Source organism: Micromonospora sp. Llam0, assembly GCF_003751085.1.
In the GTDB taxonomy this organism is placed as follows: Bacteria; Actinomycetota; Actinomycetes; order Mycobacteriales; family Micromonosporaceae; genus Micromonospora_E.
The window spans coordinates 3921946-3944130 of sequence record NZ_RJJY01000001.1 but is presented as its reverse complement, the minus strand read 5'-3'; the positions used below and the strand labels follow the sequence as shown (position 1 = coordinate 3944130).

Below are 22185 nucleotides of genomic sequence, written 5' to 3'. Positions count from 1 at the left end.
GAGTCCTTGGGCCCTTCCCCGGGCTTCGCACCCCGCGGTTACCCGCGACGCACGCCGAGGCGGGGACGGTCCTTGCGCACGGGACCGGACACTACATCCGCGACGTCACGCCGCACCCCCTTCGATGAGTGTCGCTGTACTCATGCGACTTGCGTGTCGCACCACCATATTCAGCCAGGATGCGTGTTTCGGGGTGTAGGTCACGGTGAAGCGCGGGTGCGCGGCCAGCCAGGCCCGGGTGGCTTTCGAGGTGTGGCTGGAACCGTTGTCCAGGACCAGGTGGACACGCAGGTGGTCGGGCGTGTCCCGGTCGATGTCGGTGAGGAACGCGAGGAACGTCTCCGAGTCGTTGCGGTCGATGATCTTCGGCCGGACCGTGCCGTCGGCGACGTTGAGCGCCGCTATCAGGGAGACGGTGCCGTGGCGGCGGTACTCGAACTCGCGGCGTTCCGGACGCCCCGGTCCGGCGCGGCGGGTGCCGTATCTGCGGGACCTGGCCTGGACGCCGGTCTTCTCGTCCACGCTCAGCAGGACCGTGTCGGCGGGTATCGCCTGGTAGAGGGCGCAGATCTGGGCGGCGCGGGTGAAGAAGCCGGGGTCGTCGGGGCGGTTGAGCCAGCCCTGGACCCGGTGGGGTTTGATGTCGGCGGCGGCCAGGATCCGCCCGGTCTGGCTCGGTGAGATCGCAACACCGTGGTGCCGCCGGATGTGTTCGGCGATCAGCCGGTGGGTCCACTGGGCGTCGGTCTCGGGTGGTTCGCTGGTCGCGGTCGCGATGATCAGCAGGTGCACGTCGATGTCGTAGACCGGTGGGCGTCCCTGCCGGGGACGGTCATCGAGTGCCCGCATCCCGCGGGTGTGGTAGTCGGCTCGGACCTTGCGGACGGTGGCCGGGGTGCAGCCGACCTGTAGGGCGATCTGCGCGTTCGTGACCTTGGCGGCTGCGGCGAGCAGGATCCGGGCGCGGCGGACCCGCCGGAACTGTCCGCTGGTCTGTTGGCTGATGCGGGTCAGGGCCCTGCGGCGGCGCCGGGTCAGCCGTACCGGGTCGGTGCTGGTCGGCCGGGACATGACCGAATCCCCCCATTCCATGATCGACAAGAGGTGGCGGTCATGGACGATGCCGTGGTTCGGGTGTGTCGGCGCGTGACGACACACCCGGACTTGATCACACTGGACGTCGTGTCCGTACCCGGAAAGCGTGTCAAGGACGGCCTCGCCGCCGATCTCGACCATCACGCCTCGCTCGTCTGGCCCGGGCTGGAGGAAGTCACCGTGCGCTGGCGCGGCGGCTACGGCTACGTCACCGCCTGGACCAGCGAGGACGAGGGTGTACCCGTGTGTCGCCTGGAGTACCTCGGGTTCGACGACGTCTGGGGTTTCGCGCTCCACGACCCGGCGACCGACACCTATACCGACAGCCTGTTACCCGACGGACAGCCCGAAGGCAGCCCGCAGGATGCCCTCGACTGCGCTGTACGCCTTCACCTCACCGGCATCGCCGACAAGCCCATCGACGAAGACGACTAGATTCGCTGCCCGCACAACCCGTCAAGAACTTCTGCGGGGCTGCACTAGCGCCGGGCGTCTACGTCGAGGAGGTCCCCTCGGCGATCAAGCCGATCGCCGGAGTAGGGACCAGCACCGCCGGGTTCGTCGGTGTCGTCGCAGACGACGTCACAATGCCGCTGCTGCCCGGTCGCGTCGGCGTGACGGCGGACGGCAACCCCGTACCGGCCGACTTCCACGTGGTGGCGCCTGCCGGCGAGGCTCAGCTCGTCGACGGCTGGGAGACGTTCAAGAACCTTTTCGGCGACATCCAGCCCGGCAACCGCACCCTCGCCCACGCCGTCTACGGCTTCTTCAACAACGGTGGCGGCCGCTGCTGGATCACCCGGGTCGCCGCACCCGCCCCCTCCGCACCCGCCGACGACGACGCTGCCGATGACGCCGACGATGACGCCGACGATGACGCCGACGACGCCGACACTGCCCCCGCTGCCGAGGCTGTCGCTGCCGCCGACATCGCATCGTCGGACGACGACCTGATCGACGCGTTGGCGACCTTCGCCGCGATCGACGAGATCGCCTTGGTCGCGATCCCCGGCGCGGTGAGCGACGCGGTGCAGACCGCGCTGCTCGACCACTGCGAGAACCAGTACCTGCAGGACCGGTTCGCGATCCTCGACGGCCGGCAGACCACCACGTTGACCAAGGAAGCGATCCAGGGCGACGTCCGGGACAGCAGCTACGGCGCGATCTACTACCCGTGGATCGACGTGGGCGCCACCGACGCCGACGGCAACAAGGTGTACCAGCCGCCGAGCGGGCACATCGCCGGGGTGTACGCCCGGGTGGACACCGAGCGCGGCGTGCACAAGGCACCGGCCAACGAGGTGATCCGGGGTGCGCTGGGCGTCGAGGCGCTGGTCAGCAAGCAGCAGCAGGCTGGGCTCAACCCGGACGACATCAACGTGATCCGCAAGTTCGGCGGCAACATCACGATCTGGGGTGCCCGTACCCTCGCCGGGAAGGAGCAGGCCGAGTGGCGCTACATCTCCTCCCGGCGGCTGTTCAACTTCCTGCGCGAGTCGATCGACGAAGGCACCCAGTGGGTGGTCTTCGAGCCGAACGCGCCGGAGCTGTGGTCGAAGATCCGGCGTAACGTCAGTGCTTTCCTGACCACCGTGTGGGCCTCCGGTGCGCTGCTGGGCAACACCCCGGAGCAGGCGTTCTACGTACGCTGCGACGAGACCGTCAACCCGGCCGCGGTCCGCGACGCCGGCCAGCTGGTGGTCGAGATCGGGGTGGCGATGGTACGTCCGGCCGAGTTCGTGGTGTTCCGGATCAGCCAGTGGGCCGGCGGGGTGCAGTAGTGGACAGCCGGACCAGACCGTGACCCAGCAGCTGACACCCGGTGTGCACCGGCAGGATGTGTTCCCGCCGCCGGCACCGACCCAGCTCACCGGGGTGCCCGCCTTCCTCGGCCGGGCCGCCGCCGGCCCGTACACCCCGCAGCGGCTGACCCTGTGGCCGCAGTTCGAGGCGGTCTTCGGCGGTGCGACCTCCGGCGACGCCCCGGACGGCTTCCTGGCCGACGCGGTCCGGGGGTTCTTCGACAACGGCGGGACGCTGTGTCACGTCGTCCGGGTGCCCAGGGCGCTGTCGCCCGTCGAGGCGGTGCAGGAGGGACTGGCGACGCTGGACGACCTGGACGATGTCGACCTGGTCTGTGCCCCCGACATCGTGGCCGCTGCGTCGTGGCCGGTCGACAAGGATCTCGCCCCGGTCGTGCAGGCACAGCAGGCGATGCTGCGGCACTGCCGGCAGCACGGTGACCGGTTCGCGCTGCTCGACGGCGTCCCGGCCGTCGACCCGGCGAAGGTCGCCGAGCAGTGCGCGGCGCTGACCGGGGCCGACGGTGCATTCGGTGCGCTGTACTACCCCTGGTTGGGCGCGTCCGGCGCCGACGGACGGCTGCGTCACCTGCCACCGTCCGGGCACGTGGCCGGCGTGTACTCCACCGCCGACCAACGGGTCGGCGTCCACAAGGCACCGGCGAACACAGTGGTCGAGGGCATTGTCGACCTGCAGGTGCAGCTCACCGCTGCCGAGGTCGGCACGCTGTACGGGCAGCGGGTCAACTGCCTGCGGGCGTTGCCCGGCCGGGGCGTACGGGTCTGGGGCGCGCGTACCCTCGGTGCCGACCCGGCCTGGCAGGACGTGACCGCCCGCCGCCTGGTGAGCACGATCGGCCGGTGGATCGAACGGTTCATGACCGGCCTGGTCCACGAGCCCAACGACGTCCGGCTGTGGGTGCGGATCATGCGGGAACTCACCGCGTACCTCGACGGGCTGTTCCAGCGCGGTGCCCTGCAGGGCCGCACGCCCGCCGAGGCGTTCTACGTCAAGTGCGACCACGAGACGAACCCACCCGCGGCCATCGAGGCCGGGGTGGTAGTGACACACATCGGAGTGGCACCGACCGCGCCGGCCGAGTTCATCACCGTCCGCGTCATCCACGGCGCGAGCGGGGTGACGGTCGGCGTGGCGTGACCGGTGCGGACAAACAGTGAGGTGCGGTTGTGGACAGACTCGACCCATACTTCGGGTACAACTTCGCGGTGGAGCTCGACGGCATCACCCGGGCCGGATTCCGGGAGGCTTCCGGGCTGGAGACCAGCCAGAACGCCGCCGAGTACCGGGAGGGTACGGACCGGAACCTGGCGCCGCGCAAGATTCCCGGGCTGAACAGCTACGGTGACATCACGCTCAGCCGTGGCCTCACCAGCGACAGCAAGCTGTGGGAATGGCGGCAGAAGGTGATGAAGGGCACCGTGGAACGGCACAACGTGTCGATCACCCTGCTCGACCAGCAGGGCAACCCGAAGGTGACCTGGAACCTGTTCGACTGCTGGCCCAAGTCGTGGAGCGGACCCAGCCTCAGCGCGACCAGCGACGAGATCGCCGTGGAGCAACTCATCCTCGCCTGTGAACGCATCGAGGTCGACCAGTGGAGCTGACCGGCGTCGCCGAGGCCCGCCGTACCGAGTTCCCGTTCACCCTGCCGCACGGCCTGGTCGCGCCGGACGGCACGGTTCACCGCGAGGGAACCATGCGGATGGCCACCGCGCTCGACGAGATCGAGCCGATCAAGGATCCCCGGGTACGGTCGAACCCGGGCTACCTGGTGATCATCCTGCTGGCCCGGGTGATCACCCGGCTGGGCGGACTGGAGTACATCAACACCAACGTGGTCGAGAACCTCTACTCCGCCGATCTCGCCTACCTGCAGGACTTCTACCAGCGGATCAACCTCAACGGGCACGCCCGGCTGCAGGTCGACTGCCCACACTGCAGCGGATCGTTCGAAGTGGAGCCGCCCAGCCTGGGGGGATGACGCGCTACTCCCCGGACCGGCTGCACGAGGAAGTAGCGTACCTGGCCTATCACTTTCACTGGCCTTATCACGAGATCATGCAGCTGGACCACCGGGAGCGGCAGCGCTGGGTCGCGGAGGTCGCGCGGATCAACGAGCGACTCAATGAACAGGGAGGGGCACGGAGATGACGTCGACCGGGATTCCGCTCGGGCTCAGCTGGGCACCTGCCGCCGTGGGCAACTGGACCGGCCTGCGGCTGCCGGACCCGTTCCAGACCTTCAACTTCGCGGTGGAGATCGAGGGCCTGCTGCTGGCCGGGTTCAACGAGGTCAGCGGCCTGGAAAGCCAGATCGAGATGGAGTCCTACCGGGAGGGCGGGGTCAACGGCTTCGTTCATCAGCTGCCCGGCGCGGCCACTCCCGCGCACCTGGTGCTGCGGCAGGGGCTGAGCCCGCTCAGCGGTCTGTGGGGCTGGTACGACAACACCACCCGGGGCGTCATCCAGCGCCGCAGCGGCACGATCGTGCTGCTCGACCGGCGGCAGATCCCGGTGATGTGGTGGAACTTCCGCAACGCGTTGCCGGTGCGCTGGACCGGCCCGACGTTCAGCGCGAGCGGCGACGATGTCGGCTTCGAGTCGCTGGAGCTGGTGCACGAGGGCCTGACCAAGCCGCTGCTCGGCCAGGCCGCCGCGCTGGCGCACGGCGTGGCCGGCATGGTCGGCTGACCGGGAGCCTGGGATGAACGACGACGACACGACCTTCGACCCGGCGCTGGTCCACCGGCTGTCCCGGCCGGCCCGGCGGCCCGGCCTGATCGACCTGGGCCAGGCCCGGTCCGCGCTCACCCGCCACCACACCATGCCGGCGGGTCTGCCGCTGGCCGAGGTCGCTTCGCGTTACGTCGACCTGGCCACGCAGCAGCGCGCCGGGCCTACGACACCCATCGTGTACGCGCGACCCGCACCGCCGCCGCCCGCCGGACACGCTGCCCCGGCCGGTGCTCTGCCGACCAGCCCGGCCGCCGCCCCGGCGAGCGCCGGGCCACCAGCCCCGGCGCACCCCGGGCCGGTCGCGTCCGCCCGCCGCCCGGCCGCCGACCCGGCCGGCGGATCGCCGACCGCCGCGTCCGGCCCGGTGGTGCCGGCGCGCCCGGCCCGTCCCGTTGCCGAGTTGAGCCCGGTGTGGGCCGCCACCGGTCCCGGGGTCGCCGGCCGTTCCACGCAGCCGGTGACGCCCCGGCCGGCCGCCGGCCGGCCGCTGACCATCCAACGCAAGGTGGCTGCGCCCGCCGAACCGGGTTCCGCGCCATCGCCGGCCCGCCCGGCCGAAGCGCCGACGTCCGCTGGGACGTCGGCCACCAGGCCGGCGGTGCCGACGGGTGCCCCGGTCGCCGCCGGGCCGTTGACTCCCACGGCTGCGGCTCCGACGGCAGCCGGCCCCGCCGACTGGGCCGGGCTGATCGGCGACCCGGGCCGGATGGCCAGCGGGCCCCACCTGGTCTTCCGCACGCCACCCACGGCAGATCAGGCCGGCTGGCCCGCTGCGGGTGTGCCGTCCACCGTCGGGCAGCGCTCGCCCGCCGCGACCCCGTCCCAGGTGGTCACGGCGCGGCCTCGGGCGGCCCGACCGGCGCCGCAGCTTCCGCTGGCCGCACCGTCGGCGGCCGGCGTACCGCAGCACCCGGCCGGTGCGGGCCCGATGCGGGCGGCCTCCGGCGGCCCCGGGCATGGTGCGACCGGCCATGGTGCGACCGGGCATGGTGCGACCTTCCTCGGCGGCCGTGGATTCGGCTCGCGTGACGGTGCCGGACCCCTGCCCGGTGGGTTCGGGACCGCACCGGCCCGTGCCGACCGTGGTGTGCCGCAGCCGCCTGCTCAGCCGGCCCCGCAGGTCGACGTCGGGCAGGTCACCGAGCAGGTGCACGGCCGGATCATGCGCCAGCTGGCGGTCGAGGCCGAGCGTCGGGGGGTGCGGCGGTGAGTCTCAACAAGGCGGGCCTGGCCAGCGCCGCGCTCGGGTTCGGCCCCGGCGGCGGTGGGTTGCAGAAACTGACCATTGCCCACGACGGCACGGACTTTGATCGCAACGGCCCGATCGAGGCGCTGTTCAACCCGCACGAGATCACCCGGTCGCGGTCGGTCAACTGGCACGCGCACGAAAGCGCCGGCAAGGGCAGCGCCTGGACGTGGAGCGGGTTGCAGCAGGAGTTCGCGGCCATGCAGCCAGCGACGTTGTCGCTCGAGCTGTTCTTCGACACCTACGAGTCGAGGGCAGAGGCGTCCATGTGGGCCCGGGCCACCTCACTCGTGACACCCCCCAATCCGTTCCAGACCGGCGACGCGACCGACGTCACCGCGCTGACCAGCCGGGTGTCCCGACTGGCCGAGTTCGACAAGGAACTGCACCGGCCACCGCTGTGCACCCTGTCCTGGGGGGCCTTCGCCGACATCTTCACCGGCGTGCTCACCCAGATCAGCGAACGGTTCACCATGTTCCTGCCCGACGGCACGCCGGTCCGGGCGACCGTTTCGTGCAGCTTCGTGGAGTCGCTCACCGACGCGCAGCTCAAGGAGCGCGAGCTGCACTCGTCCGACGTGCACAAGACGTGGGTGGTGCGGCGCAACGACACGCTGCACAGCATCGCCGCCGCCGAGTACCGGGATCCGCGCCTGTGGCGGCACATCGCCTCGGCCAACGGCATCGTCAACCCCCGTGACCTGCGTCCCGGCACGGTGCTGACCGTCCCGCGGCTGAGTTGAGCGGAGGATCAGGCGATGGAAACCGCTGACTCGGGGCCGGACTTCGAGATCCGGTGTGGTGGCCGGCGCCTGCCGCCGGACGCCCACTCCGACGTCGAGTCGGTGACCGTGCTGGAGGATCTGAACGCGCTGAGCATGTTCACCGTGACGTTGAAGAACTGGGACGCGAAGCGGCTCAGGGTCACCTGGTCGGACTCCACGCTGTTCGCGGTCGGCACCGAGGTGCGGATCTCCCTCGGGTACGTGAAGAACCTGCACCTGGCGATCACCGGGGAGATCACCAGCCTGGAGCCGTCGTTCGTGGAAGGTCGTCCGCCGACGCTGACCGTCCGCGGCTACGACCTGCGACACCGGCTGGCCCGCCGGCAGCGGACCAGGACCTTCACCCGCACCAGGGACAGCACCATCGCCCGGCAGTTGGCCAAGGAAGCGGGTCTGCGCGCCGACGTACCCGACACCCGCACCGACCTCGACTACGTACTGCAGAACAACCAGACCGATCTGGAGTTCCTGCAGCGGCGGGCGGGCCTGCTCGGGTACGAGATTCACGTACGGGACAAGGTGCTGTCCTTCCGGCCGCCGCAGCACGGCCGGGTGCCGGCGGCGAAGCTGCGCGTCGGCGACGACATCTCCCAGTTCACCCCCCGGCTGCGGACCATGGGCCAGGCTGCCGAACACTCCGTACGGGGCTGGGACGTGGCCGCCAAGAAGGCCGTCGTCGCCACGTTCGGCTCCGGATCCGAGTCCACGGCGATGGGTGCCGTCACCGGACCCCGCGAGGTCGGCCGGGTCTTCGGCCGAACCAGATCGACCAGGGTGGACCTGCCGGTGCCGAACCAGGACCGTGCCGACCAGCTTGCCCGGGGACAGTTCGACGACCTGGCGTTGAGCTACATCACCGGCGAGGCCGAGTGCGGCGGGCAGCCTCGCCTGCACGCCGGCGAGGTGGTGCGGATCGAGGGAGCGGGTGAGACCTTCAGCGGTGAGTACTACGTCGTCTCCGTCGAACACTCGGTGACCGCAGCGGCCGGTTACCGGTCCAGCTTCGAAGTACGGAGGAACGCGGCGTGACGGACGTCTACCACCAGTTGGCGGGTGGCGAGCCGGCCCACCCGGACGGGCGGTACCACGGGGTGGTGATCGGCATCGTCACCAACAACAACGACCCGGACGGTCTGGCCCGGGTCAAGGTGGCGCTGCCCTGGCTGGCCGACGATGTCGAGACCGACTGGGCGCGGGTGGCCTCGCCGATGGCCGGCCCCGGCCGTGGCTGCTATTTCCTACCGGAGGTCGGCGACGAGGTCCTGGTCGCCTTCGAACACGGCAATCCGGAGGTCCCCTACGTCGTCGGTGCGCTGTGGAACGGCAAGGATGCCCCACCGGTCACCAACGGCGACGGAAACAACGACGTACGGGTGATGGTCTCCCGCAGCAAGCACGTGATCCGCCTGGTCGACACCAAGCAGGACGAGCGGATCGAGATCGTCGACGGCAGCGGCAAGAACAGCATCGTGATCAGTACGAAGGACAACCAGATCACCGTCACCGCGGACGCAGACGTGGTGATCTCCGCCGGTGGACGGCTGCGGCTGGCCGGCGCCGGCGTCGAGATCACCTCCACTGCCGACGTCAAGGTCGAGGCGAAGTCCGCGCTCGCGGTGAAGTCCAGCGGGCAGCTGGACATCAAGGGCAGTCAAGTCAACATCAACTGAATGGGGGGTGAGTTCTCATGGGGCAGTTCGCGGCCAAGCAGGGTGACCGGGTCACCGCGACCGACATCCACATCGTCATGGTGCCCGGGGCACCCGCGCCGACACCGACACCGTTGCCGCATCCCTTCACCGGGATCATCAACGGCGGGCTGAGCGCCGATGTCAAGATCATGGGTAAGCCGGCGGCGGTGGCCGGCTCCACCGCCGAGAACACCCCGGCGCACGTTCCCACCGCGCCCGGCACGTCGTTCCAGAAGCAGCCGTCGAACACGGCCACCCTCGAAGGCGGCAGCGCGACCGTGAAGATCAACGGAAAGCCGGCGATCAGGTCCGGCGACCTCGCGTCGACCTGCAACGATCCCCAGGACCTGCCGAGCGGCACGGTGCTGGCCACGGGCACGGTGACGATCGGGTGACCGGCACGGTGAAACAGGGATTTCTCGGCACCGGTTGGGCGTTCCCGGTCGGCCACCAGCCGGCGCAGGGCATCCGGCTCAGCGACGACGGCGCGGCGCTGATCCGGCAGTCGATCGGACTCATCCTCGGCACCGCGCCCGGTGAGCGGGTGATGCGGCCGGACTTCGGCTGCGGCATCCACGACATCGTCTTCGACGTCAACGACATCGGCACCGCCGGTCGAGTCAGCCGGTCGATACGGGAAGCACTGGCCCGCTGGGAACCCCGGATCGACGTGCTGGACGTCTACGCCGCACCCGACCCCACCGACCGGCGCCGACTGCTCATCGAGATCAACTACCAGGTGCGCTCGACCAACAGCCGGTTCAACCTCGTCTACCCCTTCTACATCGCATGACCGGACAGCCCCCACCCATCGATCCCCGCGACCGGGCAGCGCTGGCCGTGCAGACCGCCGCGCTGGCGACCCGGTACAGCGACTGGCAGCCGCCCGCCGACGGGCGACCGGACGCCGGCCAGGCGCTGATCGGCATCTTCGCCCGCTACGCCGAACTGGTGGTGCAGCGGCTGAACCAGGTGCCCGAACGCGACTACCTCGCGTTCCTCAACCTGATCGGGACCCGACCGGTGCCGCCGCGACCGGCCCGCGTACCGCTTACCTTCGCCCTGGCCCCGGGCAGCCGCACCGAAGCGGTGGTCCCGGCCGGCACCCAGGTCGCGGCCACCCCGCGCGACGGCGAGGACGACGAGGTCGTCTTCGAGACCGCGACCGACCTGGTGGTCACCCCGGCCCAGCTGCAGGCCGTGCTTGTGGACGACGCGCCGCACGACAGTTACGCCGACCGCAGCGCCGCGGGTACCGGCCAGCGCGACGAGTCGTTCGCTGCCTTCACCGGTGACCAGCCGGTGCCGCACCGGTTCTACCTGGCCTGCGACCCGGTCCTCGCCACCGAGGGGACCAAGACCGTCACCGTACGGTTGACCACCACGGACGTCGCGGTGCTCGGCGGTTGGCCGATCTCCTGGGCGTACTGGGACGGCGCCCGGTGGCAGCCGGTCGACGCCGACACGGTGATGGCGGACACCGCGTTGGTGGTGACCCTCGCCGGCCTGCCGCCCCTGCCCGCGTACGACGTGAACGGCACCACCGCCGGATGGTTACGCGCGCAGCTCGACATGCCGCTGCCGCACCCGGTTACCGGGCTGGCCCTCGACGCCGTCGCGGCCGGTCAGCGCACCCCGCAGGGTGACGTCGCGGGGGTCTTCCCGTTCGGTGAGAGCAGCCAGGTCCGGCGGTGCTACCTCAGCGTCCCGACGGCGACGGCTTTTCCCGGTGCCGTCGTCCGACTGACCGTCACCCTTGCCCGACCGGCAACGGCCGTCCCGGACACCAGGGTGCAGGTGGTGTGGTCGTACAAGGTGGGCGACGAATGGCAGCCGCTGGGCCAGTCCAGCACGGCGCAGGTGGCGTCCGGATTCAGCAACCCCGCCGGGCTGCGCGACGGTACGCAGGCGCTGACCCGCGACGGCGACATCAGCTTCCGGATGCCGGCCGAGTGGCCGGCCGAGCTGTTCCAGGGACGGTCCGGCCACTGGCTGCGGGCCGAGATCGTCGACGACGGGGCGACGTACGCCACCCTGCCCCAGCTGGCGGCGGTGACCGTCGGCTATGACTGGGAGCTGCCCGTCATCACCGCCATCGACGTATGGATGCAGACGGCGCCGGACCCGGTGGCGCTGCCGCACGCCGTCAGCAACACCAGCCCGATCGACGTGACCAAGGACTTCCGTCCCTTCGGCGAGCAGCCCCGGTTCAACGACACCTGCTACCTGGCCTGTCCGGCGAACCTGGTCTGGCCGGGCGCGGAGCTCGTCGTCGAGGTGACGCTGACCAACGGGCCGGCCGACCCGGCGGACCCGGACGACCCGGCCGGTCCCGCGGTGCCGCCGGTACGTACCGAGGGTCACCCACGGCTCGTCTGGGAGGCCTGGGACGGCACGGCCTGGCGTACGGTGACCGTCGACGATCCGGAGTACGCGTTCACCGACAGCGCCACCGTGACGCTCACCCCGCCGGTCGGCTTCGCGCCCACCGAGGTCAACGGGGTCGAGGAGTACTGGGTGCGGGTCCGGCTGATCGGTGGCGACTACGGGGCCGCGGCCCACTACACGCGCAACGACGACGGCGGCTACGAACTGGTCGACGCGACCTTCGCGCCGCCGGTCGTCACCACGTTGTCGTGGCGGTCCCGCGCTGGTCTCGCCGCCGCGGTCCCGGCACAGGCCTGCGCGACCGAGAACGACTTCCGCCTCGTCACCCACCACCGCGACGGCGACGAGCCGTGGGACGTCACCCCGTTCGTCCCCAATCCGAGCCGCGAGCCTGCCCTCTACCTCGGCTTCGACCAGCCGTTCGGCAACCGCCCGGTCACGCTCTACCTCCAGGTCGAGCCACCGGCGCCGGAAGAGGTGGCCGCCGACCGGCTCGCCGGGGCCGACCTGACCGACCGGGCCGACCTGGTGTGGGAGTACAGCGGCGTCGACGGCTGGCGGCCATTGGCCGCGATCGACGAGACCGGGACGCTGGGCGACCGTGGCGTGGTCCGCTTCGTCGGCCCGCCGGACCTGACCGCCCGGGAACGTTTCGGTCAGCACCGGTGCTGGCTGCGCCTACGGCACCGGCGTGGCAGCTTCGCGATCCCGCCCCGGCTGCGCCGGGTCGCACCCAACACGACCTGGGCGACGCAGACGACGACCATCACCGAGGAGATCCTCGGATCGGGCGTCGCCGAGGCCGGCCAACGACTGACCATCGCGCAGACGCCGGTGCTGGCCGGCCAGCAGCTCGTCGTGCGCGAGCCGCAGCGGCCGTCGCCGGTGGAGGAGGCCGCGCTCGTCGAGGCCGACGGCTCGGGCGCGGTCACGGTCAGCGACGACGCCGAGCAGATCTGGGTCCGCTGGCACGAGGTGACGGATTTCCACCGCTCCGGGCCGGGTGACCGCCACTACACCATCGACGCCGCCACCGGCGAGATCGGGTTCGGTGACGGCCAGGCTGGGCGGGTGGTGCCGCTGGGGCAGAACAACGTCCGGATCACCTACCGCACCGGCGGCGGTGAGCAGGGGAACCGTCCGGCGGGCACCGTCGTCACCCTGAAATCTGCCGTGCCCTACCTGGACTCGGTGACCAACCACGAGCCGGCTTCCGGCGGTGCCGGCTGGGAGCCGCTGGACCGGGTGCGGGCCCGGGGACCGAAGGCGCTGCGCCACCGTGACCGGGCGGTCACGGTCGACGACTTCGTGGACCTCGCGTTCGAGTCCTCTGCGGAGGTGGCCCGGGCCCAGGCGGTGCCGCCCAGCGGGTTCGACCCGTTCAACCTGTGGCTCGATCCGGACGAGCAGCCGGGCGGCGAACATCGGCAGGCCGACGTCGGCGGGATCGGGGTCATCGTGGTTCCGGTCTCCGTCGCCGCCCGTCCAGCGCCCAGCCTGGGATTGCTGCGCCAGGTGGATCAGCACCTGCGGGCCCGGTGCGCGCCGACCGTCGGCCTCTGGGTCGCCGGACCGGAGTGGATCGAGGTGACCGTCACCGCCACGGTGGTGGCCACCACGCCCGAGTCCGCCGGGCTGGTCCGGGCGCGGGTCGAGCAGACCCTGGACCGCTTCCTGCATCCCCTGACCGGCGGACCGGACGGCACCGGCTGGGCGTTCGGCCGCAAGCCGCACCGCTCGGACCTGTACGCGGCGGTCACCGCCGTCGACGGGGTCGACCATGTCCGCGAGCTCGCGGTGGCGCAGGTGGCCGAGTCCGAGGCGCTCGGTGAGCGGCTGGCGGCGGTCCTGGACCGCTCGCTCGCGCAGGGCGCGGCCGAGCCGGTGGCCGCGGACCTGACCCGGTGGCTGGCGCGGGCGCTGGCCTACTCCGGGCGGCACCAGATCACCGTGACCCTTCCAGCGTGAGGACCGCCGTGCCGATTCCGTTGCCGAACCTCGACGACCGCGACTACGACGACCTCGTCGGCGAGGCGCGGTCGCTGATCCCGGTCCTGCTGCCGGAGTGGACCGACCACAACCCCAGCGACCCCGGCATCATCCTGGTCGAGATGCTGGCCTGGCTGACCGAGATGCAGCTGTACCAGGTCAACCAGATCCCACCGAGCCACATCCGCAACTTCCTGCAGCTGCTCAACGGCCCTGAGTGGACTCCGCCGGCGACCGGCGGGCTCGACGCCGCCGTCCGGCAGAGCCTGGCCGACCTGTACGAACGCTACCGGGCCGCGACCGCAGACGACTACGAGTACCTGGTCGGCACCCTCTGGCCGGCGCAACGCCAGCCCGCCGGGCCGGCCCCGGTCCGGCGGGTCCGGTGCGTCGCGGGCCGCGACCTCACCGGCCCCGATCCGGCCGCGACCGCACCGGCGCACGTCAGCGTCGTCGTCGTCCCCGAACCGGGCGCGGCGACCGACACCCATCCGGTGCCCACCGAGGCGCTGACCACCGAGCTGCACGACTTTCTCGAGCCGCGGCGGCTGCTGACCGTACGCCACCACGTCGTCGGCCCGCAGTACGTCGACATCGGCATCTCCGCCGACCTGGCGCTGCGCGAGGACGCCCCGCCGGCCGACGCCCTCGCCGACGCACAGGCCCGGCTGCACCGGTTCTACGACCCGCTCACCGGTGGCACCGCCGGCACCGGCTGGCCCTTCGGACAGGGGATCCGCCCGTCCGAGGTGTACGCCGTACTCGAGCAGTCACCGCTGCTCGACTACCTCGAGAACGTCCAACTCACCCTGGTCGACGCGGATGGTGCCGCCGGCGGCGGCGGCGGGGGCGGTGCGGCGGCCAGCATCGAGTTCGATGTGCACCAGCTGCCCCGGTTGGCCCGGCTGGACCTGGTCGGCTACGACACGTACGGCCGCACCCACCTGCCGAGTGGGGAGGACGCGTCATGAGTCGGTACCTCGACCACCTGCCGGCGATGTTCCGGGAGGACCCGTTCGCCGGCCGTTTCCTGCTGGCCTTCGAGGCGATCCTGACCGGCCGCGACGACGTCGAAGGTCTGGAACAGGCCATCGAAGGGTCCGCCGACTACATCGACCCGGTGCACACCGGTGAGGACTTCCTGCCGTGGCTGGCCGGGTGGGTGGCGCTGAGCCTACGCGCGGACTGGGACACGGCCACTAAGCGTGGCTTCATCCGGGAGGTCGTGCCGCTGTACCGGCAGCGGGGGACCCTGGCCGGGCTGCGCCGGATGCTGGAGATCTACCTGCGGCCACTGGCCGACCAGGTGACCCGGGAGGACGTGGTGGTCCTCGACGATTACGACACTCCCGCCCACTACTTCCAGGTCCAGTTGACTCTGGGCGCCGCCGACCGCGACGAGCTGCGCAGGGTGCAGGAGACCGCCCGGGCGATCATCGACCGGGAGAAGCCGGCCCACACGTTCTACGCGCTCAAGGTCGTGGTGCCCACGATGCGGCTGGTCTCCGAGGAGCTGAAGGAACGCGAAGGCGGCAAGCCGGAGCGGCTCGTGCTCAACCGCAACACGTTGCTCGGCACGCGCGACTCGACCTGAAACCGGAGGAGGTCCGATGGCGGACTACACCCAACCTGACGTCGTATCGAAGCGTGTCCGCTTCTTCGACGGGCAGTTCCTGGAGGACCAGGACTTCATCGACGAGCAGAAGTTCCACCTGGACCGCGAGCGCCGGCAGAGCCGGCTGCTGCGGTTCACCGGCGTCAGCGAGGGCCTGACCCTGGCTGCGGCGGACGAGCCGTCCACGGTCACCGTGTCCGCCGGGATGGCGGTCGACGCCCTGGGCCGGCACCTCATCCTGGCCGCCGGCACCGATCTGCCGCTGGGTTCGGGATTCGCCAACCAGCAGAACGTCGAGGTGCACCTGGCCTACCAGGAGTCCCCGACGGACGTGGGGCAGACCGGGGACGGCGGGGTGGGCGCCCGGCGCTGGGAGGAGCGGCCGAAGGTCGTGGCGGTCGCCCCGAACGGCGCGACCGCGGTCGCCCCCGCCGAGGCCCCGCCCGAACTGGACGGGCCGACGGTGCTGCTCGGCCGGCTCACGGTGACCGACAACGGCGACATCACGGTCGACCCGACCGCCGCCCACCGGTCCAGCCTGTCGATGGCGGGCGGTATCGGGATCGGCACCGCTGCCGTCGGTGGCGGTCTGGACGTGGGCGACTTCGACCCGCAGGACCGGCATCTGACGTTCCGGTTCGCCGACGACGATCAGCGTCGCGGCGGGATCCGGTTCTGGGCCGGCGCGGCCAACCAGGGCTTCTCCGTGGAGTACGACGGACGGTCGGCTGCCGGACGCGGCCTGCACGTGCGCACCCACGACTCGGAGCCGGACGGCACGACCCGGCTCTTCGTCGGCGCGAACGGCCACGTCGGCATCGGCACCACCGATCTGTCCGGTGCCGACGGGTGGGGGCGGGTGGTCGATGTGGTCGGTACGGCGACCACCAAGCTGTCGGTACGCACGGCGAAGGTGGACGGCCGGGTGATGGCGCACGACACCGGGATGTTCGGTGCGCCGGCGGGGATGATCGTGGGCACCGGCACGACGAGCCCGCTGACGCTGGTCACCAACCAGGCCGCCCGGCTCACCATCAACCCGGCCGGTCAGGTCGGGGTCGGCACCGAGGCCACCGGTGGGTACCAGTTCGCGGTGCGGGCCGAACATCGTCATCTGCTGTTGCGACGGGACGCGCAGGAGGTCGAGCCGGGACGAAAGCTCGTCTTCCTGGAACTGCTGCAGGCTGATGCGTCCCCGCCGACTGTGCCGGCCACGACGCTCGCCATCCGGTTCCACCACGGCAGCCGGTACGCGTACCAGCTCGAAGTGGACCCGGCCGGGTTCCACTTCAAGACCGGCAACGACGAGTATCGCGGTATCCACGCCGGGCAGGTGAACGCGAAGACGGTGCGAATCGGTGACGTCACCATCGGTGAGCGTGAGCTGAAGATCCTGAAGAAGCTGGCCGACAACGAGCTGGTCTGCAAGCTGCGGAACACCTACTACGACAGCTACATCTGGGACAGTGGCCAGAAGCGTGGCGACACCCAGTACCGGTACGCCCTGACCTGGATCCCGGGGCAGCCGGTGGCCTCGCACACGAAGACCTTCTGGCAGTTCGAAATCGACGATCAGTGACAGACAACCCTCGACGGGACGGATCAAGATATGCGGGAGCAATTGGCGCAGCGGGTCGCTGAGCTGGAGGCCGAGTTGCGGGCCGGCCAGCAGATGCTCGCCGAGGTGGAGGCCCGGCGGGCCGACATCCAGCAGACCCTGTTGCGGATCACCGGCGCCATTCAGGTGCTCAACGAACTGCTGGCCGCCAAGTCGCCCACCGAGCCGGTGGCGGCCGACGGCAGCGCGACGGCGGCTGACGGCGCCGGTCCGGCACCGACGGCGGTGCCGGACCAGCTGGTGCCGCAGCCGATCTGATCAGCGTCCGTCGACCGGTGCGCTGGTCGGGCGGGTCCGCCCGGCCAGCCACAGCCGGTGGGCGAACAGGCCCAGGTATCCGGCGAGCACCGCGCCGAGCAGGGTGAGCGCCCCGCCGTCGGCGCCGGTGCGGGCCGCGTCGAGCAGTACACCGAGCATCGCCGCGCCGACGATCAGCGAGACGTGGTTGGAGGCCCAGAAGACCACCGGGGTCATCCGCCGCTGGTCGAGGTCGCGCATGTCGCCCCGGCGTAGCCGCAGTACCAGCCAGACGGAGATCGCCGCGGTCGCCATCATCGGCGCCCAGACCAGCCAGGGCACCCAGCCGGCGAGTGCGAATCCGGTCAGCGCGGCGTACGCGACCGGCTGGGCGGTGACGATGACCCGTACCGCCCGGTCGTAGCCGATGATGACCGGGACAGTGCGCTTGCCGACCTGCTCGTCGGAGCGGCGGTCGCCGAGGTTCATCACCATCATTCGTACGGTCTGCAGCAGCGCGGTCGGGGCGAGGATCGCCAGCAGCAGGACCGGCACGGTGCCGGTCTGCAGCAGCACCGCGACCATCGGCCACAGCCCGTTGAGGATCGCCGCGACGGTCACCTCACCCAGGCCGCGGTAGTTGAACCGGCCGGGCGGCGCGGTGTAGAACCAGGCCAGCACGACGGCGGCGGTGGCGGCCAACCGGGTCGGCCAGTCCGGCATCGCGACGATCATCAACTGTGCCACGGCGGCCAGGACGAACGCGGTGCCCAGCGCCACCACCGGCGGCACCAGGCCGTCGACGAGGGCCCGGCTGCCGCCGGTCCACGGGGTGAAGTAGACGTTGGCCCGGTCCGCCGGCAGGTCGAAGTACTCGTTGCAGTAGTGCGTCATCAGGTGGACCGTCCAGGCGAACAGTTGCGCCAGGACGTACCAGCCGAGGTGCAGCGGATAGCCCTGGTGCACCGAGACCGCCACTGCCAGGCCGACCGGGAGCAGGTTGTAGAGCAGGAAACGCAGCCGGGCCAGCCGGATGAACCCGCGCCAGTCGGTCCGGCCGGTTTGGTCCGGGCCGGCGGTCGTCGGCGCGGTCGTCGGTCGGTTCGTGACAGCCATCAGTCAGCAGACCCTCCGTCGTAGGCTCGTCGCTTCATCCTGGTTGCGATTTGTTGCGGGCCATGACGGATTCCACCGACTCTAGTAAGTCTCCTGGGTCGTTTCAGGCGCCGGTGTAGGCGAAGGCCGCCCAGTACCTTGGATCCGCGTAGGGGTGTTCCCCGTGCCGTCCCGCCGGGGTGACTCCTGGCAGCAGTGTCACGAGGTCCTCCGTGGATGCGGTACGAAGCCAGCCCTGAGCGCGGTGAAGGGCGATCGCCGGCTCGTCGCCGTGTCGGCACCACCGCTCGTAGAAGGCGGTCATCAGATAGGTCGTGGCCAGGTCGTCGACCGCCCACGCGGAGGCGATGACGCCGGCGAATCCGAGCTCGATGAGAGCCGCCGGAAGGCCGACGATCTCATTCGGCAGGTCCGCGCCGGTGAGGTTGGTGTGGCAGGCAGACAGCACGGCCAGCCGCCGTCGTCCGACCGGCAATGCTTGGCGCATCTCCGCTAGAGTGATCTGCCGGTCGGTGAAGTACAGACGGCTGTCCAGGATGCGTCGCGGGTCCGCGAAGCCGTGCATGGCGAGGTGCCAGACCGTCTGCCGCTCCGCCGTCGCGCGGAACTCCTCCCAGGTGCACTCGTGCACCAGCCGGGTCGGATTGCCGGTCCAACGTCGCGTGACCTCGGTCGTCTCCCGCGACACGTAGCGCAGCTTGGCTGCGGAGCGGACCCCGTGCCCGGCCGGCACGTCGACCGCGAGCAGGGCTTGCCTGCGACCAAGCTCCCGGGCCGCCTCCCGACACCAGCGCAGACTACGAGTGTTCGGCGCGTACCGGATGGCCGAGTAGTTCCCGACGTGGTGCCACTCGGTCGGCCGGTCCCACCTGGGTGCGCCGGCCGCATGCAGTGGCAGCAAACTCAGCAACCCGACCGGGATCAAGGTCACCACCTGACCGCCGGCGGCGAAAACGAGATATTTGACTCCGTCGTCCCACAGCGCCCGAAGAGCGTCGGTCAGCGGATCGGCCCTGGTTTCCCCGTCCGGCGGGAACTCGCGTAATCTGCCCGGCCCGAGCACGCCTACTCCGCCCCTCGCGGTGCCGACGGTCGCCAGCGGCGCGAAGCCCGTCGATTGATTGTCGGCGGACGAACGGCTGCCGGCGGTGGACAACGTCCGATCGACGAGGTGGGTGACTCGGGCCCGGTCGAGGCGAGGCAGGTCGACGTACTGCGGATCGTGGTCTGCGGCGACGACCAGGGCGTAGCCGCCGGCCGCCGCCGCGCTGACGAACACGATCGCGCCGTCACCGGTTTGGGTGAGGATGTCGTTGTAGCTCAGATCGGGCCGGGTGGTGTCGTGGCGGCCGAGAGCGTCGGTGAGATCGACGGCCCGGCCGGTTTCCAGGGCGAGTACGGCTTTCCGATACCTGCCGGTACGCGCGAGCCAGTAGCCGGCGTCCTCGGCGTACTCCTGCGCGGCAGTGAGCACCCGACGTCTCGCCCAGGTGCCGGAGCGTTCGACGGCGTCTCGCGCGGCCAGGACGACGAGCCGTTCGTACGCGTCAGCCGCGAGCTCCGCGCTGCCCGTGCCGACCGCCCACTCGGCCCAGGCCGCCGCTATCCTCGCCTGCTCGGCGGTGCGGCCCGACCGGTTCAGCGTGCCGCGCCAGGCCAGATGACGACGTACGTCGTCGGCGCGGCCGGTCACGGCGTCGTGTGCCGCGAGCACCTCCTGGAGCAGGATCTGGTCGTCAACTCCGGGCCTGCGCCAGAGGCGGCATCGACGTCGGATCAGCCGGACCGCGTGGTGTACGTCGTCGGATCCTGGCCCGCGTCGCCACAGCAACAGTCTCGCCAGGGCCGCGTCGGCGGCGGTGCTACGTCGCCAGCGCAGCCCGGCCTGTCTGCCGCGCTGACAACTGCGTACCGCGTCCTCGACGCGCTGTGGCGCGTGGCGTGCCAGGAGCAGCCCGTGGGTGGCGAGGATCTGCGGCCGCAGCCGTCGAGCGAGCGGGCCGGACTCGTTTGCTCCGAGCTCCAGATGCTTGATCGCCGCTGGCAGGTCACCGACTACCACCTGGCGTCTGGCGTGCAGCAACCGGGTGAGGGCAGGGGAGGTCCCTGTTGCGGCAAGGTGGCGAATCAGCTCGTCGAGCGGACCGACGTCGTCATGCAGGTCAGCGTTGTCGAGGAGCCGGTCGACGAGCGTCAACGCGAGCCGGGTGTCCGACACGAGCAGGTCGACCAGGCGTCGTGCGCTCGGGATGGCTCGCCACCGCAGCATTCGTGCGGGGGGCGGCGGCCACGAGACGGGCGGCAGGCCCTCGGCGGCGGTGGCGACGGATCGCCGTTGCCGGGAGATGGCGGTCCGAGCCCGGTGCTGAGCGCGGACCTCGCTGACTCGCTTGAGCCCACGGTGATGGTCGACAACGAGGAGGTCGCCGAGCCGATCGGCGACATCGCGCATCGCGGTATGCAGCTCGTCCGCCTGCGGATGCCCGACGGACGATTCCTGACTGAGCACCTGGATGCACATCGACACGAATCCACGGGCGACCGTTCGGCGGCCGTTGTCGGTCTCGGCGTCGCGCGTGTCGATGAATGGGTAGTCCGCCATCAGCTGGGGTATCGCGTGCTCGAAGTCGCCGAACCTGGCGGCGAGCAGGACCATCTCATGCGCCGACGTCGAGACCGTCGAACTGTAGTCGCCCCTGCGCGCCTGGTGCTGCCGCTCGGCGCGGTACGTCAGCCAGGCGGCGGCAGCCGCGGCGCGGTCGTCGCGGAGCAAAGCGTCCTTGTACGCCCAGACATGCTGCTCGAGCTGAGCGAACTGCCGCCAAAACGGATCCGGGCTGGCCAGGTTCCGCACGATCTTGTACCGCCGAGCCTCGTGGCCCCAGGGCTCCCGAAACGTGGGGTCGGTCGGCCTCCCGCAGACCCGACACGGGTACGGCCAGGATTTCGGCGCCGGCTCGTCTCCGGTGCCGCAGCCTTCGTTGTTGCACTCCCAGCCCTTCACCTGTGCCCCGACGGGTGCCAGGTAACCGTAGGAGGTGCGTGGCGGGCGTCGACTCACGTGCGCTGACCTCCAACCGATCGTCCACCTGAGCGGCGTGACTGCTCCCAGGGACCTGACGGACACCAGGACCGCGATCGCCGTCCTGTCCGTCAGTGGCCGGCGTGGGACTGTTTAGCCGCGCTCCGCGCTCCCCGTTTCCCGCCGACATGCTGCGGTGGCTCGACCGTTTCGGGCGCTTCTCGCTCGACCCGCAGGGCAGTGGGGTCGACGTCGACGAGACCGTAAACCGGCTAGGAGCGCTGTACGGTCACGCGACTAGCGATCCTGACGGTTTTCTCGGCGGGTTGCTGGCCCTTGTGCAACGGGACCGGGGCGGGTTCGCGACGTACGGGGCGGCGAGGTTGGCGTGGGAGATGTACAGCAGTGAAGCGTTTCGAATGCCCGCAGCCTTGCCGCTGATCGACGCCGGGATTCGGTTCAAACTCTCCCGGGGCCTGCCGCCGAGCGTGGCGCTGACCGCCCTTGAGATGACGCGCCTCAGGCAGCTACGCGAGGAGCACGGCTGGCCGCCGCAGCTGTGAATCAGTCATTTCGACATTATGAAGATGGGAGAAGATCATGGAAAGCTTCCTCTGTTTCGCTGTCTTTGTCACGCCGATCGTCATCATCGGCTGGCATTTCTACGAGACCCGGCAGGCTGTCGCTACGACGACCGTCGATTCGCCGTACAATTCGGCTCAGGTGGCGCAGATCGTCCGTGACGCGTTCGCCGGCCCGCGCGCCGTCCTGTGGGCCACCACCGAGGCTTATTCAGCAAAGCTTCAGTAAGCCACAGTGGACCC

At 70.6% G+C, this 22185-nt stretch carries 23 protein-coding genes; 20 read left to right on the top strand and 3 right to left on the bottom strand.

Features of this window, described 5'->3' with window-relative positions; translation table 11 throughout:
- Positions 1–105: 105 nt before the first annotated feature.
- Positions 106–1071: an IS630 family transposase gene (locus EDC02_RS17225; protein WP_233605725.1), complete on the bottom strand. Its 966-nt coding sequence runs from the start codon at positions 1069–1071 to the stop codon at positions 106–108.
- Between the two features lie 42 nt (positions 1072–1113).
- Between EDC02_RS17225 and EDC02_RS17220 the strand changes: the two genes are divergently transcribed.
- The 18 genes from EDC02_RS17220 to EDC02_RS17140 all read left to right on the top strand — a co-directional run bounded on the left by EDC02_RS17220 (position 1114) and on the right by EDC02_RS17140 (position 17244).
- A complete protein-coding gene (locus EDC02_RS17220; RefSeq protein WP_123604480.1) occupies positions 1114–1530 on the top strand; it encodes a hypothetical protein in 417 nt (138 codons plus the stop codon).
- A 152-nt stretch (positions 1531–1682) separates the two neighbouring features.
- Positions 1683–2876, top strand: coding sequence for a phage tail sheath subtilisin-like domain-containing protein (locus EDC02_RS17215; protein ID WP_158632212.1), 1194 nt, complete (start codon positions 1683–1685; stop codon positions 2874–2876).
- A 19-nt stretch (positions 2877–2895) separates the two neighbouring features.
- The gene (locus EDC02_RS17210; RefSeq protein ID WP_123602847.1) at positions 2896–4056 is read left to right on the top strand and encodes a phage tail sheath subtilisin-like domain-containing protein; all 1161 of its coding nucleotides are present in this window, start codon (positions 2896–2898) and stop codon (positions 4054–4056) included.
- A 29-nt stretch (positions 4057–4085) separates the two neighbouring features.
- Positions 4086–4523 carry a phage tail protein gene (locus tag EDC02_RS17205; protein WP_123602846.1) on the top strand — a complete coding sequence of 146 codons (438 nt, stop codon included), beginning with the start codon at positions 4086–4088 and terminating at the stop codon, positions 4521–4523.
- Positions 4514–4900 carry a hypothetical protein gene (locus tag EDC02_RS17200; RefSeq protein ID WP_199757664.1) on the top strand — a complete coding sequence of 129 codons (387 nt, stop codon included), beginning with the start codon at positions 4514–4516 and terminating at the stop codon, positions 4898–4900. The genes EDC02_RS17205 and EDC02_RS17200 overlap by 10 nt, the downstream gene beginning before the upstream one ends.
- Positions 4897–5070 (top strand): DUF6760 family protein, encoded by a 174-nt coding sequence (locus EDC02_RS40855; protein ID WP_199757663.1) that lies wholly within the window; start codon positions 4897–4899, stop codon positions 5068–5070. Before EDC02_RS17200 ends, EDC02_RS40855 begins: the two co-directional genes overlap by 4 nt.
- On the top strand, positions 5067–5609 hold the full coding sequence (locus EDC02_RS17195; RefSeq protein ID WP_123602845.1) for a phage tail protein: 543 nt from the start codon (positions 5067–5069) through the stop codon (positions 5607–5609). Before EDC02_RS40855 ends, EDC02_RS17195 begins: the two co-directional genes overlap by 4 nt.
- Before the next feature lie 13 nt (positions 5610–5622).
- Positions 5623–6864 carry a hypothetical protein gene (locus EDC02_RS40275; protein ID WP_158632211.1) on the top strand — a complete coding sequence of 414 codons (1242 nt, stop codon included), beginning with the start codon at positions 5623–5625 and terminating at the stop codon, positions 6862–6864.
- The gene (locus tag EDC02_RS17185) at positions 6861–7643 is read left to right on the top strand and encodes a LysM peptidoglycan-binding domain-containing protein (protein WP_123602844.1); all 783 of its coding nucleotides are present in this window, start codon (positions 6861–6863) and stop codon (positions 7641–7643) included. The genes EDC02_RS40275 and EDC02_RS17185 overlap by 4 nt, the downstream gene beginning before the upstream one ends.
- 15 nt (positions 7644–7658) lie before the next feature.
- The gene (locus EDC02_RS17180; RefSeq protein ID WP_123602843.1) at positions 7659–8714 is read left to right on the top strand and encodes a phage late control D family protein; all 1056 of its coding nucleotides are present in this window, start codon (positions 7659–7661) and stop codon (positions 8712–8714) included.
- Positions 8711–9355, top strand: a complete 645-nt coding sequence (locus EDC02_RS17175; RefSeq protein WP_199757662.1) for a phage baseplate assembly protein V — start codon at positions 8711–8713, stop codon at positions 9353–9355. The genes EDC02_RS17180 and EDC02_RS17175 overlap by 4 nt, the downstream gene beginning before the upstream one ends.
- A gap of 17 nt (positions 9356–9372) precedes the next feature.
- The gene (locus EDC02_RS17170) at positions 9373–9771 is read left to right on the top strand and encodes a PAAR domain-containing protein (protein ID WP_123602842.1); all 399 of its coding nucleotides are present in this window, start codon (positions 9373–9375) and stop codon (positions 9769–9771) included.
- Positions 9768–10169, top strand: a complete 402-nt coding sequence (locus EDC02_RS17165; RefSeq protein WP_233605979.1) for a GPW/gp25 family protein — start codon at positions 9768–9770, stop codon at positions 10167–10169. The genes EDC02_RS17170 and EDC02_RS17165 overlap by 4 nt, the downstream gene beginning before the upstream one ends.
- On the top strand, positions 10166–13732 hold the full coding sequence (locus EDC02_RS17160; protein ID WP_123602841.1) for a putative baseplate assembly protein: 3567 nt from the start codon (positions 10166–10168) through the stop codon (positions 13730–13732). Before EDC02_RS17165 ends, EDC02_RS17160 begins: the two co-directional genes overlap by 4 nt.
- Positions 13729–14724 carry a hypothetical protein gene (locus EDC02_RS17155; RefSeq protein WP_123602840.1) on the top strand — a complete coding sequence of 332 codons (996 nt, stop codon included), beginning with the start codon at positions 13729–13731 and terminating at the stop codon, positions 14722–14724. Before EDC02_RS17160 ends, EDC02_RS17155 begins: the two co-directional genes overlap by 4 nt.
- Complete coding sequence (locus EDC02_RS17150) at positions 14721–15347, top strand: phage tail protein (protein WP_123602839.1); 627 nt, start codon at positions 14721–14723, stop codon at positions 15345–15347. The genes EDC02_RS17155 and EDC02_RS17150 overlap by 4 nt, the downstream gene beginning before the upstream one ends.
- Positions 15348–15363: 16 nt before the next feature.
- Positions 15364–16947 carry a hypothetical protein gene (locus tag EDC02_RS17145; RefSeq protein ID WP_123602838.1) on the top strand — a complete coding sequence of 528 codons (1584 nt, stop codon included), beginning with the start codon at positions 15364–15366 and terminating at the stop codon, positions 16945–16947.
- Between the two features lie 30 nt (positions 16948–16977).
- Positions 16978–17244, top strand: a complete 267-nt coding sequence (locus EDC02_RS17140) for a hypothetical protein (RefSeq protein WP_123602837.1) — start codon at positions 16978–16980, stop codon at positions 17242–17244.
- Here the strand turns inward: EDC02_RS17140 and EDC02_RS17135 are convergent, their stop codons facing one another.
- Together EDC02_RS17135 and EDC02_RS17130 are read right to left on the bottom strand one after the other, a co-directional pair.
- Positions 17245–18339 carry a prenyltransferase gene (locus EDC02_RS17135; protein ID WP_123602836.1) on the bottom strand — a complete coding sequence of 365 codons (1095 nt, stop codon included), beginning with the start codon at positions 18337–18339 and terminating at the stop codon, positions 17245–17247.
- Between the two features lie 103 nt (positions 18340–18442).
- Positions 18443–21400 (bottom strand): CHAT domain-containing protein, encoded by a 2958-nt coding sequence (locus tag EDC02_RS17130; RefSeq protein WP_148083493.1) that lies wholly within the window; start codon positions 21398–21400, stop codon positions 18443–18445.
- Positions 21401–21495: 95 nt separating this feature from the next.
- On the opposite strand from EDC02_RS17130, the gene EDC02_RS17125 reads away from it, so the two are divergent.
- Both EDC02_RS17125 and EDC02_RS17120 read left to right on the top strand, forming a co-directional pair.
- The gene (locus EDC02_RS17125) at positions 21496–21924 is read left to right on the top strand and encodes a hypothetical protein (protein WP_148083492.1); all 429 of its coding nucleotides are present in this window, start codon (positions 21496–21498) and stop codon (positions 21922–21924) included.
- A gap of 37 nt (positions 21925–21961) precedes the next feature.
- On the top strand, positions 21962–22171 hold the full coding sequence (locus EDC02_RS17120) for a hypothetical protein (protein ID WP_123602833.1): 210 nt from the start codon (positions 21962–21964) through the stop codon (positions 22169–22171).
- Positions 22172–22185: the final 14 nt, after the last annotated feature.

What these genes read in the sequence shown, in the direction of transcription:
- EDC02_RS17140 (WP_123602837.1), top strand. Translation starts at nt 16,978, where the DNA reads ATGCGGGAGCAATTGGCGCAGCGGGTCGCTGAGCTGGAGGCCGAGTTG.
- EDC02_RS17225 (WP_233605725.1), bottom strand. Translation starts at nt 1,071, where the DNA reads ATGTCCCGGCCGACCAGCACCGACCCGGTACGGCTGACCCGGCGCCGC.
- EDC02_RS17160 (WP_123602841.1), top strand. Translation starts at nt 10,166, where the DNA reads ATGACCGGACAGCCCCCACCCATCGATCCCCGCGACCGGGCAGCGCTG.
- EDC02_RS17145 (WP_123602838.1), top strand. Translation starts at nt 15,364, where the DNA reads ATGGCGGACTACACCCAACCTGACGTCGTATCGAAGCGTGTCCGCTTC.
- EDC02_RS40855 (WP_199757663.1), top strand. Translation starts at nt 4,897, where the DNA reads ATGACGCGCTACTCCCCGGACCGGCTGCACGAGGAAGTAGCGTACCTG.
- EDC02_RS17170 (WP_123602842.1), top strand. Translation starts at nt 9,373, where the DNA reads ATGGGGCAGTTCGCGGCCAAGCAGGGTGACCGGGTCACCGCGACCGAC.
- EDC02_RS17135 (WP_123602836.1), bottom strand. Translation starts at nt 18,339, where the DNA reads ATGGCTGTCACGAACCGACCGACGACCGCGCCGACGACCGCCGGCCCG.
- EDC02_RS17150 (WP_123602839.1), top strand. Translation starts at nt 14,721, where the DNA reads ATGAGTCGGTACCTCGACCACCTGCCGGCGATGTTCCGGGAGGACCCG.
- EDC02_RS17180 (WP_123602843.1), top strand. Translation starts at nt 7,659, where the DNA reads ATGGAAACCGCTGACTCGGGGCCGGACTTCGAGATCCGGTGTGGTGGC.
- EDC02_RS17120 (WP_123602833.1), top strand. Translation starts at nt 21,962, where the DNA reads ATGGAAAGCTTCCTCTGTTTCGCTGTCTTTGTCACGCCGATCGTCATC.
- EDC02_RS17195 (WP_123602845.1), top strand. Translation starts at nt 5,067, where the DNA reads ATGACGTCGACCGGGATTCCGCTCGGGCTCAGCTGGGCACCTGCCGCC.
- EDC02_RS40275 (WP_158632211.1), top strand. Translation starts at nt 5,623, where the DNA reads ATGAACGACGACGACACGACCTTCGACCCGGCGCTGGTCCACCGGCTG.
- EDC02_RS17220 (WP_123604480.1), top strand. Translation starts at nt 1,114, where the DNA reads ATGGACGATGCCGTGGTTCGGGTGTGTCGGCGCGTGACGACACACCCG.
- EDC02_RS17215 (WP_158632212.1), top strand. Translation starts at nt 1,683, where the DNA reads ATGCCGCTGCTGCCCGGTCGCGTCGGCGTGACGGCGGACGGCAACCCC.